We start from the raw sequence: 16,550 nt of genomic DNA, 5'->3' as shown, positions 1-16,550 counted from the left end.
CCTAATTTAAATATTCCATTTTACTCCCGTTTCCTTTTCTGAAAGTTCCCACAGTCTTTTTGCCACTGCTTTATCTTTAGCGTGCGGTTCCAATTTATGTGCCCCCACCGGACCGGTCCAAAAGTTTCTGCCAGTAGGACCATAAAAACCACTTTGGTCCAAGTTTGGTTCCGTGGCACATAGTAATTGTGGGTAGGCTCCTTTTGCTGCCGATTGTGTCAGAGGGGATAATTTCATTAAGTTAAAGATAAATTTCATCATAAAACTACCACTCGTATTAATTAGGTTGGTTCTTGATGAACCCGGGTGACAAGCATATGCTTTTACATCTGTTTTGCCTGCTGCAGCCAATCTATCCTGTAGTTCATAGATAGTCATGATCTGTGCCAGTTTACTTTGGCTATAGGCATCATTGGGCGTATAATCATTGTCCCAGTTAAGGTCATCGAATTTTATGGTTTTAATTCCCATGTCATATCCCATACTTCCAACCGTTACAATACGTCCCTTGGATTTTTCAATGAGCGGAAACAATAATGCCTGAAGGGTGAAATTGCCAAAGTAATTCGTGCCCATTTGACTTTCCCAACCGTCAACCGTTAACATCTGTTTAGGTACTTGGGCAATAGCCGCATTGCAGATAAGTGCATCTATTTGGGTAATGGTACTTAAAACTTCATCGGCTGCTTTTTTTACGGAAGCTTGTACCGCCAAATCCATTTGTATGGCTAGCATATCAATGTGGTTGCCTAATTCTTGTTTTAGCGTTTTAATGGTGTCCCCTGCCTTTTTTTGGTTCCTGTTAAGCATGACCACTTTTGCGCCTTTTGAAAGTAAAATTTTTGCTGCTTCAAAACCTGTTCCGCTAGTAGTGCCGGTAATAATGAAAGTTTTACCGTTCAGGTTTTCAATACTGTCCGGTGTCCATCCCTTTTTGCCATATTGATTTATATCCATTTTGCCTTTTTTTAATACTAATGATTAGTATAGGGCAAAGGTCGGGCAGGAGTAAGCTTAATACTGTATACGGATTTTCGAAAGACGTATACTTTTTGGTTGAATTATAAGGGACAAGTTAAGGTTGTTAGGGTGGGCTGAGGGAAAAGAATGTTAATTAAATGATTGTTATAGCATTTAATATGTGTTTGCCTATGGAAATACATTAAGTAGATAAAATGCAACCTTTTATATTTGTTGCAAGTGTATTTCATGGAATAATTAGACAGACGATAACTGATATCAACAGTTCCATAAAAACCCCATATGATTATAAAGGATGTAGCTTAAGGTAGTTGTAAAATGCTATTATCAACTTTAGTTTTTGGTATTTTGATCGTTAAATTCATCCAATCTGTCAATCGATTTTTTAAGCCTTGCGGTCAAATTATCCAAGTCAGCTAGTTTCCCGGTAAATTCCATTTCAAAATTATCAATTCTAACTTTTGATTTGTCAACTTCAGAGGTATTCACATATGCAATGGCAAGGGTGATTTCTTGATCGGTATTGTTTTCTTGAAAAATTTCCTTGACCATATTCCAATCAAAATTCTTTAATTCATCAAAATTTTCCGTTTTCAATTTCAGTTCGGTTACCGCAGTTGCTAATTCCATATGGTCACTTTTTTCATGTTGTGCAAATGCAGTAAACGTGATAAGAGAAAAAACACCTATTAAAATATTGTTGATTTTCATGGTTTTGAAATTTTGGATTATAGAAGCAAACTACCCGTAAACCGGGTGTAAGCCCTTAAGGTAATAATTTTTTTTGATACGGCATGTGCCTTTGCAAATTCTAATGAATAGAATAGTATTACGTTTTAGCGTGTTCGCATATACGGTTCCTTTTTATGGTAATAGGGTAAGAATGGGGATAGACTTGACCAGAAAAATAGCTGATTAACACACCTTTTAAATTTCATCCATAAGGCCAACATCCTGGTTAAGATTGTTTATTTTTTTATTCCGGCCGTAATGTGGATGTCTAAATCATTCTCTTTTGGCGGAATGGGGCAGGAATAATTGGAATTATAGGCGCAATAAGGGTTGTATGCCTTATTGAAATCAATAACAATTGTTTCTTCTTCGGGAATTTCCAAGTCAATAAACCGACCACCACCGTAGGTCTGATCGCCATTGGTTAAATCCGTAAACGGAAGAAATAAATAATTTTTATATTCTTCAGTTTCCCTAAGTTTATGATTTTGATAAACGTTAAGTTGATATTCTTTACCATCTAACTCAAAATTAGCGACCCCGTAGACCTCGTACATAGAAAGTCTGCTTGTTGTGGTTTTCATTAAAAATGGGGTAGGGTTCATAATCTTAGTAAATTTTGCAACTACCCTATATTTCTCATTGATCGGAAAGAAATCATGACCTTTAAACCGTTTTAAATCTTTTTTATCAAGAGGTGATTCATCTGGGTTTTTGTATTCCTCGTTTAAATGTTGTTGAAAATCCAAGACCGATTGGTTGTAAGATTGGGCATTTGCTATACATAATTGCAAAATGATAAGTAGGGTTAACCTTTTTTTGTCATGGTAATAAGATTGTTGTAATACTAACTCTAAACTATCCATTTTAAGTATATCACACTTAGTTTAGTTTAAATTTTCTGCCAAAATAATGGCTGGAGGGTAATTTAAACTGTTAACAATACAGACTTAACAATAAGCCCTTAAGGTTTTAGTTCATGAATTTAATTTGTGGCGACCTTAATGGTTTTACCTATGGTAACTTTTTTATTTGTATGATAACTATAAAGGGCAATTCACGATTTTACTTCCTGTATATTTAGGTGCTAATTTACACGGTTTAGTTCCCCAAAAAAGCCTTAATATAAGCGCTCGTTTCATTTGGATATTGAAAGTGTGGGGCATGACCGGATTCTGGTAAAACAATGAGCCTTAATGTGGGTGCTTTACCCAGCATTGGATACCAGTTTTCTAGTGCAAAAGAAATGTCATGATCTCCGGATATTACCAAAATAGGAATAGTTGTGGTTTGATACGCTGTTCTAAAATTATCCTTGTCTTCTGCAATTGCGGTTTTTGAAGCAAAGTACCTATTGAATATCTCTTGAGTTGAGGGTACTTTACTAAGATTAAATCTTTTTGCTATTCTATTTGTAGAGGATTCTGCCGCAGCTTTGCTGTTTTCTGAACCAGGTTCAAAAAATAGAACTTGGATATCGTCCTTATCGTTTATTGGTTTTAAAGCTCTTTCAAAGAATTCTTTTTTGAAGGGTAATTCGTTTTTACCAATAGGATTACTGCCAATAATAACGGTATTCAATATTCTTGAAGAATATAGAAAAGTAGCATATTGTGCTACCCAACCTCCGTAAGACCAGCCTAAAAGAATAAATTTTTCAATATCTAAATGATTGGCAAATTTTATAACATTAGACGCTACGTCCTTAATATCTAGCGGTAATTCTCCTGTAGAATAGCCTATGCCGCAGTAATCAATTGTAATTACCGTATTGTGCATAGCCATTACATCTAAAAATAACGGGTCCCAAGTATCTAATGTGCCCCTAAACCTATTTAATAAAATTATTGGTATTCCGGTACCGTACTTGCGATAGGCAATTGCATTTCCCTCAATGTTTGCAATTTTTGTTTGTACGTTAAGAGCGCTTTCTTTCATAGCTTTTCTTTTATATTTGTATTTTACTTGCATTTTGCAAGTGTAAATATAAATTAATTTACTTGCAAAATGCAAGTGATTTTACGATAGATTTTATGAAAGCACTAAAAAGAAGGTCTCAATGTCCAATAAGTTCATCACTTGAAATTTGGGGCGACAAGTGGTCTTTATTGATAATTAGGGATTTAATGTTCAATAAAAAGCTAACCTATGGGGATTTGTTAAAGACAGAGGAAAAAATTTCAACAAATATTTTGGCAAATAGATTGGTAATGTTGGAAAATCATGGATTGATCCAAAAATTAGTCCATCCAGAAAGTAAAGCAAAAGTTTTATACCAGCTTACTCCCAAGGGTGTTGATTTAATTCCTGTAATTGTAGAGATTAATTTATGGGCAGAAAAATATTTTACCCTTACGGAGGAAAAGAAATCGCTTATAAAGGAAATTAAAATGGATAAGGAGAAATTTATTTTAGATTCAATGAACAGCTTGCTACAACCCTAAATAAAGATTACTATATTTCAATTATTTAAATAAAGAAGTCATAGACGAAAACAAATTCATCAATGACTTATGTACACCCTTGGAGTAGTAATTTAACGAATTGCTTCGTCTACGGATTTACTGTCTACAAACTGCTCAAAACTAATAATCTTACCATCGTTTAATTTCCAAATATGCGCAACGCGTGCTTCAAAATATGTGTTCGTTTTTTTATAGGTGCCGGAATATGTACCATAAGCAACTACTTTGTCTTCATTTGCAATATAATCTTCGGGAGTAAACTTATAATCGGTCCACTCGCTACCTAAGCGCTTAAAAACATTTTCGGTAATACTTTTTAAACCAATATAAGTTCCTCCGTAAGGAAAACCTTTGGCTTCTGTCCAACTAATATTTTCAGCTACATGTTTGGCCAAGTTTTTACCGTTTTCTTCTGAAGTTTTACCTTCATACGTACTTTTTATGATTTCTAAATTTGTCATTGCTTCCTGTTTAAATGAACAACCTGACATTACTAAAAGCAATGCCAGGTTGATGATTAATATAAATCTTACCATTTCATTTCTCCTGTGTTCACTTTTGCTCCTAGCATTAAAGCTGTTTCAAAAGTTAAATTCGGATATTTTGATTTTATCGTTGCTATTAACGCTTCAGAAGTGGTATTGCTATTTAAAGCTTCTTCATAATATTGAATGTAATTTTTAGTATGATTTACAGCATCAATTGTGAAATCTGAATTTGTATTTGCATGTGCCGGAATTACTATTTCAGGTTTTAAATCACTTATGCTATTTAAGATTGATAACCAGTTTTGGCGTGCTTCTGTTGTTTGTGCATCTGCCATCCATACATTAAATGTTGTGCCAAAAACATTAATACCACCTAAAGCTGTTTTAATTGATGGAATCCAGACAAAAGTTCTTTTTGGGAAATTGTCTAATCCAATGATTTCCAATTTTTCGCCTTCTAACTCAATAGTGTTTCCTTTTAGAACTTGCGGTAAAATAACATTGGATGTAATTTTATCACCTAATCTTTCGCCCCAAACTTCCAATTTCTTTTGGGCTGTTGCTTTAATATGTTCTACTGTTGCAGGCGTTGCATAAGCCGTTACCTCGGGGAAATATTTTTTGAATACTTCTAATCCGAAATAAAAATCTGGGTCACCGTGAGACACATAAATAGTTGTTAAGGTTTTACCTGAGTTTTTAATTTCTTGGGCTACTTGTTCGGCCTCTGCCAATGTAAATTGTGTATCTATTAATACGGCATCGATTTTTCCTGAGATAATTACAGATGCCACACCAAAACTATTTTCTGATGCGTTGTAAATTTGAAGTTTAAATTTGCTTGTTTCTATTGTTTTAAAACTTTGTTCTTGTGCATTCATTTTGAATAAAATTAAAATTGTAAATAATGTTGTTGAAATAATCGATTTCATTTTTTTGTCCTGTTTTTAATGATGGTACAAAGGTGCAACGGTTACCCACTTCAAAACATTGAACAAGTTCAATAAATGATTGGGCAACGATTATTTACTAGCTATTTTTCGTCTAATTTTACTCAAAAACTCATGGCTTATGCCCAAATAAGCGGCAATCTGCAGGTTGGTTAATCGTTGAAAAAGATTGGGGTATTTTTCAATAAAGTCCAAATAACGCTGGTCGGCTGTTTTACTCAAATTGTCAATCATTCTTTGTTGTAAAGCGATATGCGTTTTTTGAGTCATGATTCTAAAGAGTTTTTCTATTTTAGGAATATTGTTATAAGCAAACTCTTTATCTTTCTTTGAGATTAACAATACTTCACTGTCCTCTAAGGCTTGTATGTAAAGTTGTGAGGGCGTTTCATTGGTAAAACTATCAATATCTGTAATCCACCAATTTTCCTGTGCAAAATAGAGTACTTGTTCAAAGCCATTACTGTCTATGTGATAAACTCTAAAAAGGCCTTTGGTAACAAAGCCCTCAAACTTGCAAACCTCTCCTTCACGCATAAGGAAATACTTTTTTTTAACGTCCTTTTGGTTGAATAAGTTGCAAAAGCCCTCTAGCTCTTCTGTTGAGAGTGTTATATGTTTTAAGATATAATTGATCAGTGACGTTTTCATATTTGTGCGTAAGATTATTCTAGAGAACTATTGAGTTACTAATATCGGTAATTTAAGGTACGGATAGAAGTTATGGGTAAAGACTATTCTGTATAGTTTTGACTGTTAATCTATTACTTGAAGCTTATGAAGGTTTATCTTGGATGTGTATTAATTTGGATCTTTAGTTTTGATTTTGGAAAACGATAAAGAGGTCAATAATTTTAGTAGTTTTTTTGTGCTGAGTTATTTGTAAAGTGAAAAGTGCTTTTACTTTTTTTACATTTAATTAAGTACATGGGTTGATTTTCCTCTACTTCTAATATTTCTATAAGGCCGTACTTTTCAAACTCTTCTTTAACGGATTCTTGGTCGTAGTAGAAAATTTTTGCGCCTTTAAGAATTTCGTAGCGGTCTTTACTGATCCTTGTTCCTTTTCCAAATTGAGAAGCATTTTTGTTTACAGCGGTAAAAACCATATATCCGTTTTCGGCCAGTTGATGGTAACAGTCTTTTATCAGCTTTTTTCTTTCCTTGTTATCCAACAAATGAATTAGGGCAAAGCAAAATATTCCGTCATAGTTTTGGTCGTCAAAAGGCATTTTGGTTACGGAGCCATGAAAGATATTCAGATCATTACCGTAATGCTTGTTGGCAAGTTTAATTGCAGTTTTTGAAATCTCAATTCCTGTAACTGCAATTTCATGTTCAATAAATGGTTGTGCATTTCGTCCATATCCAATTCCTGGTATTAGCACGTTCTTTATTTTATTTTCCACAAAAAAATCCTTTGTTAGCTCAGCGGATTTTGCAGGGTTCATTCCCCACAACTCTTTCTTGTTTTTAAAAGCAGTTTCCCAAAATGCAGCCATACTACACACAGATTTTATCATCTAATAAATCACACTTAATTCCTTTGCTTCTAAGTTGCCGTATTATGGCAACAGTATCTATACATCCTCCTTCTATCCTTAAAATAGAATGTCCACAAGGATATGGTCTGTTGAAATCCTCCAAATCAAAATTTATTTTTAATGTTGGATAGCCGTTTTTCAGGAAATGTAGAATTTCTTCTGAGTGACCTTCTAATTTTACGTTTGTTATAAGTTCTTGAACCATATTAAAAATGCTCTTGTGTGAGTTCATTATTGATAACAGCACCTGAAATGTTACCACTGGAAACTGCCATTGCAACGGAACGCATTAATGTACTATTATCGCCACAGGCAAAAATTCCATCTTCTGTGGTTTTTTGCATAGCAGTGACCTGTATATGTCCATGTTCGGTGAGTTTACAGCCTAATTCCTCAGGTATGGTAGAATTTTGTATAAACGGAACTGCAGCATAGGCACAGTCATAATTTTCTTTACTTCCATCCTTGAAAACAATAAGTTCTAACTGGCCATTTTTATGTTCAATCGTTGCAATTTCTTTTTCTACAATATGAATAGCGTTCCTTTGTAATTTTAGGAGCTGATCTTTTTCAAAGTCTTTTATATTGGAGGTAATGATGGTTATTTCCTTGGTTAGGTTGTGCACTAAGGATGCAAGGTGAAATGCTCTTTCCCCATTGGCAATTATAGCGGTTTTTTTATGGCGTATTTCATACCCGTGGCAATAGGGGCAATGTACTACAGATATTCCCCAACATTGTTCAAAGCCATTTATGTCAGGCATTATGTCTTTGATTCCTGTGGCAAAAACCAGTTTTTTTGCAGTAAAAATTGTTCCGTCTGATGTGGTGATTTCAAAGCCTTTATGAATTCTTTTTCCAGTTACGGCAAATCCGTTATAGAAATTAATATGGTCATATTTAGATAATTGATTCTTGGCAATTTCAGCTATTTTTTGAGGCGTGCTCCCATCTTGGGTCAGAAAATTATGGGAATGCGGTGTTTGGTGGTTGCACGGTTCACCAGCATCTATAATCAATGTATCTCTCAATGAACGGCCTAAACTCATTGCTGTGGAAAGTCCAGCATAACTGCCGCCAATAATAATGACTTCAAACTCTTTTTTTTTCATTTTGTTGGTGTAATGTGCGAAGAGCGATAACGGTTTTGACAGTATGGTTACTAAACCAGTTACTCCAAAAAGTCTTATAACCTCTCTTCTTATCATAAATGATCTTTAACGCGAAATTGTCGCAATAGTAATTGTTGTCAAATATACAGTTTTTCCGTATTATTGCAACTTATTCGCAATAAAACATGAACAGAAGAAATACGCCAACAAAAGAAGCCGTGTTGAACTTACTTTTAAGTTCCAGAAAAGCATTAAGTCAAGATGCTATTGAGCGGCAGTTGGATATTGAAATCAATAGGGCAACAATTTATAGGGTCTTAAATAGATTTTGTGAGGATGATATAGTCCATAAAATTGTAGCGGAAGATGGCAAACAATATTTTGCCATTTGTAAAAAATGTGAGGATCAACCAGAAGTTGTTCAACATCATTTTCATTTTAGATGTTTGTCGTGTGATTCAATAGAATGTCTGCAAGTACCTGTAGAATATTCGGTTCCTAATGGGTATGAAGTTCAAAACGCAAATTGTGTTCTTACGGGGACTTGTAATGACTGTTCTTAAGTTTTTTAACTGCCCACAAAAGGCTATTTATCCATATACTTAACCCCAAATATCGTTCGATTCTGTCAAGATAGCAGGATGTTTATCAGTTACTAATATGGTTTGTTCGTGCTGGGTAACATATCCACCTTTGTTTCCAACTAAGGTCCAACCGTCATTCAATTCTACGGCAATAGTTGACCTTGTTGAAATAAAAGTTTCTATTGCTACCGTTGTATTTTTCTTAAATCGTTCCCTGTTACTTTTAACCCTGTAGTTTAATATATTTTCAGGCTCTTCATGTAAACTTCTACCCACCCCGTGACCAGCCAAGTTTTTAATGACTTTAAACCCAGATTTTTTTGCTTCGGTTTCTATTAAATACCCAATTTCTGAAATTTTCACTCCACCTTTTATATTGTTTATTGCTTTGCGTAAAATATTCTTAGAAGCATCTACAAGAGGTTGGTGATTATGAATGTCTTTTCCAAGAACAAAAGAACCACCATTGTCAGACCAAAAACCATTTAGTTCTGCTGATACATCAATATTAATTAAATCTCCTTCTTTTAATATTTTTTTCTCTGATGGTATTCCGTGTGCTGCTTCTTTATTTACACTTATACAGGTGTAACCAGGGAATCCATAGGTTTCGTATGGTGCAGATTTAGCTCCGTAACCCTTTAAAATTTCACCTCCATATTCATCAAGCTCTTTAGTTGACATCCCAACTTTAGCATATTCTCTCATTAATTTTAGTGTAGTTCCAACAACTTCACTAATTTTTTGCATTCCTATTAATTCAGATTCTTTCGTTATTGACATATCATTTTTTTAATGGGGTAACGGTTTTGTAATGAACAATTCGGCAGTAAATTACCTTTTGCTTTCTGCCATACACTTGGCAAAATCTTTTGGTTTTGTATGATTACTATAAAGAGTACTATAAAAACCTTGGTGTCACGATCAAAGCTGTAATAATTATAGGGATTGTTCTTGTTTTCATTTGTCCGTTAAATATATTTAACAATATCGGAATTTTCTAAATATCGTTATCTGTATCAGTACGTCAAAGTATTGTACCCATTTGCTTGTAATTGAAGCATCCGTACAGAAGCAGTTGGGGTGATAGTAAGACCATCAAACAGCGTCTCTTCCGCTACGCCTAATTTTTCCATGGCAACACTGCAGACGCTTACCTTGACCTTTCCCTTATATTTTTGAAAAAATTTTTCCAGTTCAGAATTTTTCACCAATTGGGTAACCACTTTACCTTTAACAACAATCTCGTAATTTTCTATTGAAACACCGTTTTCAATGAGCAAATCATACATGCTTAGTACCCCTTTAAAATGCCTTTCCGTAGTTAGTATAAAGCCATATTTAGGTGTTTTTTGTAAATCTGTAACGGTTTGCTGGTCTAATTTTTTTTGACCATGAACTACTGTCACGGTAGTAGCCATTACCATAACTATTAATACGATTTTGAAAATATTGCCCATGAATTCTATATTTAAGTACATATTGGTTTAGTTAAAAATACAGAATAAATCACCATTCCTCGGCAATTGGAAAACCAAACAAATTATTTACCTTTATTGAACCGGAGTTGTACTTTTTGTTTGGTACAATTAACTGAAATTAACTCTTGTGTAAGGGGATAATGTTCAAACACTCTCATATCGGCACCAAAACCACTAATTCTATATGTTTTCATTCCGTTCTAAAGTGGATAGTACTTGCACTACCATGACTCGGCTATATTCAGTTTGTGGTTAGCAGCTTTTACACATATGAACAAACCTTAGCTTTACACCCTAAAGTTACTATTTGCGATTTTACATAATGGATGTTCCATAACAACTTGAATAATCTATTTATTCATTTTTTCTATGAAACAGGGTGAATGTTGCCGTGTGCAGCTTTAATGATTTGGTATTAATTAACACCAGTTTTACTTTTTTTCAACACGTAATATTTTTTCCATTTTACGACCTCTTGCGAGTTCATCATACAACTTATCCAAATATCTACAGTTTCTATACAATTCAAATTCATCTGGTATTTCCTCAATTCTATAGCCACAAACCACGCCTTTAATAAGGTGTGCATTAGGATTTAATTTAGCGTTCTGAAAGAATGTTTTAAAAGTGGCTTTTTCATCTATCAATTCCTGAATCGTTTTATCATCAAATCCAGTTAGCCATGTTATTACTTTATGGAATTCAGCTTTAGTTCTTCCGTTTTTTTCTAACCTGTTTAAGTAATGAGGATAAACAGATGCAAAGGTCATTGCACCTATTTTTTCGTTTTTTTCAGCTGTAACTTTCATTAGAGTTAGATTTTAAGTTTAACGTTACCAACGTTTAGGTATAGTTCTGTAGAAGTTTTGTGCTATTTTATTTCAAATTTATAAAAAAGCGTATCATATCATCAGCCAACAATTTAGGCTGTTCCAGAGCCGGAAAATGTCCTCCTTTAGGCATTTTAGTCCAATGAACAATATTAAACCCTTTTTCAATATAATCTCTTGGCGGTACGGGAATCTCTTTTGGAAACATTGCGAAACCAACTGGAGTTTTTACAAAATCATCTTTTCCAAATTTTAGTGGATTATTACTGATTTCGTGATACATTCTAATTGATGAATGTATAGTTTGAGTTAACCAATACAATGTAACGTTGGCCAATAATTCTTTTTTTGTGAAACTATTTTCAATATTCCCATCGTTATCGCTCCAAGCCTTAAATTTTTCTATTATCCACCCACAAAGTCCAATAGGGGAGTCATTTAATCCATATGCCAATGACAAAGGTTTTGTGCTATGGACCAAAGCATAAGCACCTTCCCGTTCGTTCCACAACCGGGTAGATTTTTGGTACTTTAAGATGTGGGGATTCATAGGTTCATTTTCTCTAAAATATGGCACATAAGAATCTGATATGTAGTTCAAATGTAACCCGATAATGCTTTCAGGATATTTTTGTGCAATTTTTATGCTAATACCCGCACCAATATCTCCCCCTTGAAGGCCAAATTTATGATACCCAAGTTTAAGCATTAATTTATGCCATAAATCTGCGTTAAACCCGTAATCACTACCATTAACGGTTGGTTTTTCTGAAAATCCGAATCCTATAATTGAAGGTATCACCAAATGAAAAGGTGTGCTTTCTGAATCTGATAGGTACGTTATTATTTTGAGCATTTCAAGAAATGAACCTGGCCAACCATGGGTTATAATTATTGGTATGGCATTTTTACTTTTGCTCTTTATGTGTAGAAAATGGATTTTAATACCGTCAACGGTTGCAATAAAATTGGGAAAGGAATTGATTTCTTTTTCTATTGTTCTCCAGTTAAAATCGTATAGCCAGTAATCTGCAAGTTCTTTGATATAGGAAAGACTTGTACCATACGTCCAATCTGAGTTTTTAATTTCATCTGGCCACCTAACATTTTTGATTCTATGTTTTAAATCATCAAGATCGGATGGTGGTATGTTCACTTTAAATTTTTCTATCATCTAAACTTTGGTCATTTTCTTCAATAGACTTTTTCCAATAAAAACGCGCCTTTTCATAGTCATTTAAGTAACCATAAGCTCTAACTATATGCAAGTAGTCGGTGTGTTTCTGATTGATATTGAGCCAAATATAAAATTTTGATTTCAACTTTTATATTGAAGGTTTGATTTTATATTTGGCGGTTTGGTACATAAGCATATAGTTTTCGGTAGTGCTAACCTTCGCTATGTTCTTTAAACATTGTTATATACCGTTATCTTTTTTCCAATTGGTTTTCAAATATTTCAAAGCATCTTCCAAAGCTTTTCTTGAAGGTTTAGGGTTATAATCTAATTCTATTATGGATTTCCGAATATCATAATCTTGTTTTAAGCCATAAAACATGTCCAAGTATTGTCTTTGTAAGAGAGGTTCTTTACCTGTAAGTTTACTACTAAACTCCATTAAACCGGCAACAGAGTACAATAAACATTTAGGTACTTTTTTAGGTGTTTTTAATTTTAGTTCAGGATATAATTCTGATGCAATTTTCACCGTTTCTTGTAACGTAGTGTGTTTTTCGTTCGATAAAATATACCGTTCTCCATTTCTGCCTTTCCGCATAGCGTTATACATACCCAGAGCCACATCCTTAACATCTACCCAATTTAAAGTTACATTGGTATCTACAGGTATTTCTCCATTTAAAACTTGTAATACAAGGTTGTTGGAATAACTTAACTTAAAGGCTTTGGAACCAATCATAGCAGAGGGTAAAACAAGTACGGTTCTTATACCATATTTTTTCCCCAACTCTAATGCCAGTTTATCAGAATCATTTTTAGAGTTGTAATACCAATTTCTTCTGTCTTGGTTATATCCATTAGCCACATTGGCGGGTAATTTTGAAAAATCCAGACTAGCTACTGAACTTACATAAACGATATTTTTGATGCCACATTCGTTAGCAATGTCAAACACATTTTGAGTTCCTTGCATATTATTATCATATATTTCTGTTTTAGGATTCTTGGCCCACATACTAAAATTAGCTGCTACAGCATATAGGTTTGTCACGCCTTCAAAAGCTTTTTTTAATGATTCTCTGTCGGTTATATCAGCTTGTACAACTTCACAGTCTAATCCTTTAAAAGGTTTTGTAGTATTAATGTTTCTTACTGTAGTTCTTACTTTTTGGTTGTCGGAAAGCAAGAGTCTAATTAGGTTGTTTCCTAAATGTCCATTTCCGCCAGTTACTAATGAAATTTCATTGCCCATAATTCTTAAATTTTATTTGAGCAAATCTCCAACCCTTTTAAGAGATTGGAAATAACATATGTTAGAAAGCGATTTGTTTTCTGATACGACTTAGGGATTGAGGTTCCATTCCTAAAAATGAGGCAATATTCTCAATAGATACGTTCAACGCTAATGTTGGGTATTGATCCACAAATTTAAGATAGCGTTCTTTTGCAGTTAAAATTTGAAAATCCTTAACGCGTTCTAATTTGCAACTTAAATGTTCGTTGGTAACCTCTTTAACAAGTATTGGCCAAAATTTTGTTTCTTTTTGTAAAATGTCAAAATCAGGTTTTGATATTTTTATCAGATTACAATCAGTGATTGTTTCATAATAATCTACGGATGGGGTTTCTGTCATAAAGCTATCTAAAGATGTAAAAAAATCTTGTTCACCTATTAGATGTTGTACAACAATTTTCCCATCAACATTTTGATATCCTTTTACAATTCCAGTAGCTAAAAAATAAATATAACGCTCCACTTTTCCTGATTCCAGAAGAATAGTCTGAGCTGGAACTTTTTCTGCTACAAAGTAATTTTTGAGTAAACCTATCTCGTTTTGCGATAAGGTAATTTTTGATTGTATGTAATTAATTAGATTTTTCATTGTTGCGCTATGATTTTGCATAACCCAGCGCTATGAATAGTCCGGGATATTTTATGGAAATATAATGAAAACCTTTTTTGGTTTTCGACGGTATTGGGAATAAAATATGGCGGTCCTTCCGAGCGTAGCGAACACATGAATACCTATAAAAAACATTGTTATACGTTCCTGCCTTTTATTTTATTAAAAATTGATACATATACAATTAATGCGAAACCTGTCATTGCAGAAAGAGTTCGCATGATGTGAAATGACCACCATTTATCTCTTAATGTGCTCCAGATGTCTGGAATGTTTTCAAGTTTCCAAGTAATGACAATAGCATTTATTGGTTGATTACCGAAACGGGTGATTAGTCCGCTTATAATCAGGAAGGCAGTTGCAAGAAGTAATAAGTTTCGGTTTAATTTTTCACCTTTAGATAGAACAGCATATATTCCTGTAAGTATAATTGAGATTAATCCGAGAATTGGCATCAGTACATTCAAAGCTCTAATGGTATTCTGTTGTTGCTCAACATAAGTTACTGCTGATAAGTCTTGAGGATTATTGCCAATCCAAATTCCGAATATTACACCGGCAATTAGTCCAGTTAGGGTGATGTCTAAAAATTGAATAAGCTGTTTCATCTTTATAGTGTTTAAGTTTTTGGCATGACGCATTACGGTTAGGTTATGTTTCTTTGCTGAGATTCATTCGTAGGACGATCCTGCCGAACATAAAGGTAGTTTTTTGCGCGTGATTTCCGTTTAGAAAATCCGCAAGTAGTGAATTTTAGACCTTGTTGTACATAGTTTTTTTAAAAGCGCGTTGAAAGCCCAAATCCGTTGATGTTTGCTATAATCTTAGATTCAGGTTTAACACTATTGGCAGAATTGGATTTTATGGAAAGATTATATTTATCAAATCCTTTGTTTGTTTTTTAAGTACGGTAGAAGAAAGCGATATTCCAATAAAACCGCCACCGATTGTAGACACATCACTAATAATCTTTTTGTGAGATTTGGCCTATTTTATTAACGAGCCTCAGGAATTGATGCTGTTGCTTTTATCAATTCTTTCTAATTTCTTTTTTTCCATTTTGAACAAATTGGTACCCAAGAATATTGAGTTTCAGTTCTATTTCTTGTCCTACGGAGATATTAACAAATAAAATACCAATAGTCAATATGAAACTATTTTTCAAAGTCTAATTATTCAAATTAAATAGGACGTCCTCGGCTATGATTTCGTTGTGGACTTTTCAAAAGGAAATTATCCATATGAAAAGCAGTCGTTTTAATGGTTAATAGGTTCGCCCCTGAATTTTGCAAATCTAGCCTCAATTTCTTGTTTAACTCCCGTACTATTTCCAAATCCGCGAATCGTTTTTAGATTTTTTTTATAACTAGGGTGCAGTCCCCCGGTACATACAAAATTTGGTATTGAATCTTGGTATAGCAAAACTCCCATTTGATAAATATGAATCATCATTGCTCCAACAGGGTAAGGTTCTATTCTATTTAAACGTCTATTATAATTGTATCCCATCGTTTGTTCATTTGGGAAACCATATTTTTGGTTGAATTCCTTGAAGTCGTTTAATCGTTCCGTGGCATCGTTTATTAACTCTTCCTTGGTTAGTTCTATTTCCCGAACACGCCAGCTATGATACTTCTCAGTAAAATCAGCGTCTTTCTTGGATAATTCTAGAAAACGAACGCGTATTTCCAAATTGAAATTTTCTTCATAGTATTGATTTAAGCTGTGGAATTCTGATACAAATCTTTTGTACCATTTTCTTTTCTTGAATTTCACGAAGTATCTCAATGGAATACCTCCCTTCGCAAGCTGTTTTGCTATCAATAATGCCCATTCATCATCATTCGTCTCGTCGGCCACATATAAGGCATAACTCAAATCATGCCCCAAGGGAAAACTAGTTTTTGAGAAGGCTTGTTTAAAGTTATTTTTTGCGGCCTTATAATCCTTTTTGGAAGTCTGATCTTTTGCTAAATCGGTTAAAAGAAAGTATTCCTGGTATTCACATTGTTGTCCAAACGAATTAAGAATAACCCACAAGAAAATCAATAAGGACAATTTTAGATTCATATGATGCCTAATGGTTGAGCAAAGCGTAGTGCGTAAATAGGACATCTGCGAAAGCAGTGGACCAGTTGGCGCGCTGGCCAGTTTCCTTCTGCCGACATAGCTAAAGCCTTTTGCCTGCCTGCTGACAGGTAGGTTTTCCTTTTTCTTATTTTGTTCCAAAGCTAAATTTGAATAGTTAGCTAATGCGTAATGTTCAATTTAGCGACGTTATAAATATACACAGACCTTT

General features: G+C 34.0%; 20 protein-coding genes. 2 read left to right on the top strand and 18 right to left on the bottom strand.

Translation table 11 applies throughout. The annotated features are described in order from the left end of the window. Positions 1-6: 6 nt before the first annotated feature. The 4 genes from CHB68_RS10060 to CHB68_RS10045 form a co-directional block, all read right to left on the bottom strand. Entirely contained in the window at positions 7-957 is a 951-nt protein-coding gene (locus CHB68_RS10060) for an SDR family NAD(P)-dependent oxidoreductase (protein WP_089260756.1), read from the bottom strand. A 357-nt stretch (positions 958-1,314) separates the two neighbouring features. After that, on the bottom strand, positions 1,315-1,692 hold the full coding sequence (locus tag CHB68_RS10055; RefSeq protein ID WP_089260755.1) for a hypothetical protein: 378 nt from the start codon (positions 1,690-1,692) through the stop codon (positions 1,315-1,317). Between the two features lie 257 nt (positions 1,693-1,949). Continuing rightward, on the bottom strand, positions 1,950-2,579 hold the full coding sequence (locus CHB68_RS10050) for a DUF1684 domain-containing protein (protein WP_089260754.1): 630 nt from the start codon (positions 2,577-2,579) through the stop codon (positions 1,950-1,952). Between the two features lie 235 nt (positions 2,580-2,814). Further along, positions 2,815-3,651 carry an alpha/beta fold hydrolase gene (locus CHB68_RS10045; protein WP_089261246.1) on the bottom strand — a complete coding sequence of 279 codons (837 nt, stop codon included), beginning with the start codon at positions 3,649-3,651 and terminating at the stop codon, positions 2,815-2,817. Between the two features lie 95 nt (positions 3,652-3,746). Between CHB68_RS10045 and CHB68_RS10040 the strand changes: the two genes are divergently transcribed. Beyond that, positions 3,747-4,157: a winged helix-turn-helix transcriptional regulator gene (locus CHB68_RS10040; RefSeq protein WP_089261245.1), complete on the top strand. Its 411-nt coding sequence runs from the start codon at positions 3,747-3,749 to the stop codon at positions 4,155-4,157. A gap of 92 nt (positions 4,158-4,249) precedes the next feature. Here the strand turns inward: CHB68_RS10040 and CHB68_RS10035 are convergent, their stop codons facing one another. From CHB68_RS10035 to CHB68_RS10010, 6 genes are all read right to left on the bottom strand, one after another. Further along, positions 4,250-4,639, bottom strand: a complete 390-nt coding sequence (locus CHB68_RS10035; RefSeq protein WP_089261244.1) for a nuclear transport factor 2 family protein — start codon at positions 4,637-4,639, stop codon at positions 4,250-4,252. A 68-nt stretch (positions 4,640-4,707) separates the two neighbouring features. Continuing rightward, positions 4,708-5,598 (bottom strand): MBL fold metallo-hydrolase, encoded by an 891-nt coding sequence (locus tag CHB68_RS10030; protein WP_089260753.1) that lies wholly within the window; start codon positions 5,596-5,598, stop codon positions 4,708-4,710. 90 nt (positions 5,599-5,688) lie between these two features. Beyond that, positions 5,689-6,267: a Crp/Fnr family transcriptional regulator gene (locus CHB68_RS10025; protein ID WP_089260752.1), complete on the bottom strand. Its 579-nt coding sequence runs from the start codon at positions 6,265-6,267 to the stop codon at positions 5,689-5,691. A gap of 203 nt (positions 6,268-6,470) precedes the next feature. After that, positions 6,471-7,118 (bottom strand): class I SAM-dependent methyltransferase, encoded by a 648-nt coding sequence (locus tag CHB68_RS10020; protein WP_089260751.1) that lies wholly within the window; start codon positions 7,116-7,118, stop codon positions 6,471-6,473. A 1-nt stretch (position 7,119) separates the two neighbouring features. Beyond that, positions 7,120-7,365, bottom strand: coding sequence for a hypothetical protein (locus CHB68_RS10015; RefSeq protein WP_245838907.1), 246 nt, complete (start codon positions 7,363-7,365; stop codon positions 7,120-7,122). Position 7,366: 1 nt separating this feature from the next. Continuing rightward, positions 7,367-8,272 carry an NAD(P)/FAD-dependent oxidoreductase gene (locus tag CHB68_RS10010; protein WP_245838906.1) on the bottom strand — a complete coding sequence of 302 codons (906 nt, stop codon included), beginning with the start codon at positions 8,270-8,272 and terminating at the stop codon, positions 7,367-7,369. 185 nt (positions 8,273-8,457) lie between these two features. Between CHB68_RS10010 and CHB68_RS10005 the strand changes: the two genes are divergently transcribed. Next, on the top strand, positions 8,458-8,835 hold the full coding sequence (locus tag CHB68_RS10005) for a Fur family transcriptional regulator (protein WP_089260748.1): 378 nt from the start codon (positions 8,458-8,460) through the stop codon (positions 8,833-8,835). A 39-nt stretch (positions 8,836-8,874) separates the two neighbouring features. On the opposite strand, the gene map is transcribed toward CHB68_RS10005, so the two are convergent. From map to CHB68_RS09965, 8 genes are all read right to left on the bottom strand, one after another. After that, the gene (gene map / locus CHB68_RS10000; protein ID WP_089260747.1) at positions 8,875-9,639 is read right to left on the bottom strand and encodes a type I methionyl aminopeptidase; all 765 of its coding nucleotides are present in this window, start codon (positions 9,637-9,639) and stop codon (positions 8,875-8,877) included. 236 nt (positions 9,640-9,875) lie between these two features. Beyond that, the gene (locus tag CHB68_RS09995) at positions 9,876-10,316 is read right to left on the bottom strand and encodes a DsrE family protein (protein ID WP_179213186.1); all 441 of its coding nucleotides are present in this window, start codon (positions 10,314-10,316) and stop codon (positions 9,876-9,878) included. Positions 10,317-10,768: 452 nt separating this feature from the next. After that, positions 10,769-11,146: a DUF2200 domain-containing protein gene (locus CHB68_RS09990; protein WP_089260745.1), complete on the bottom strand. Its 378-nt coding sequence runs from the start codon at positions 11,144-11,146 to the stop codon at positions 10,769-10,771. A gap of 67 nt (positions 11,147-11,213) precedes the next feature. Continuing rightward, positions 11,214-12,341 (bottom strand): epoxide hydrolase family protein, encoded by a 1,128-nt coding sequence (locus CHB68_RS09985; RefSeq protein WP_089260744.1) that lies wholly within the window; start codon positions 12,339-12,341, stop codon positions 11,214-11,216. A 244-nt stretch (positions 12,342-12,585) separates the two neighbouring features. Further along, positions 12,586-13,599: an NAD-dependent epimerase/dehydratase family protein gene (locus CHB68_RS09980; RefSeq protein ID WP_179213185.1), complete on the bottom strand. Its 1,014-nt coding sequence runs from the start codon at positions 13,597-13,599 to the stop codon at positions 12,586-12,588. A gap of 61 nt (positions 13,600-13,660) precedes the next feature. Next, a complete protein-coding gene (locus tag CHB68_RS09975) occupies positions 13,661-14,230 on the bottom strand; it encodes a Crp/Fnr family transcriptional regulator (RefSeq protein ID WP_089260742.1) in 570 nt (189 codons plus the stop codon). 158 nt (positions 14,231-14,388) lie between these two features. Further along, positions 14,389-14,859 carry a DUF1772 domain-containing protein gene (locus CHB68_RS09970; protein WP_179213184.1) on the bottom strand — a complete coding sequence of 157 codons (471 nt, stop codon included), beginning with the start codon at positions 14,857-14,859 and terminating at the stop codon, positions 14,389-14,391. 649 nt (positions 14,860-15,508) lie between these two features. Next, on the bottom strand, positions 15,509-16,480 hold the full coding sequence (locus CHB68_RS09965) for a hypothetical protein (RefSeq protein WP_143815194.1): 972 nt from the start codon (positions 16,478-16,480) through the stop codon (positions 15,509-15,511). Between the last annotated feature and the right edge of the window lie 70 nt (positions 16,481-16,550).

This window comes from Maribacter sedimenticola (assembly GCF_900188415.1).
In the GTDB taxonomy this organism is placed as follows: Bacteria; Bacteroidota; Bacteroidia; order Flavobacteriales; family Flavobacteriaceae; genus Maribacter; species Maribacter sedimenticola.
The sequence above is the reverse complement of the archived record's forward strand: the minus strand, read 5'-3'. Positions and strand labels throughout refer to the sequence as shown.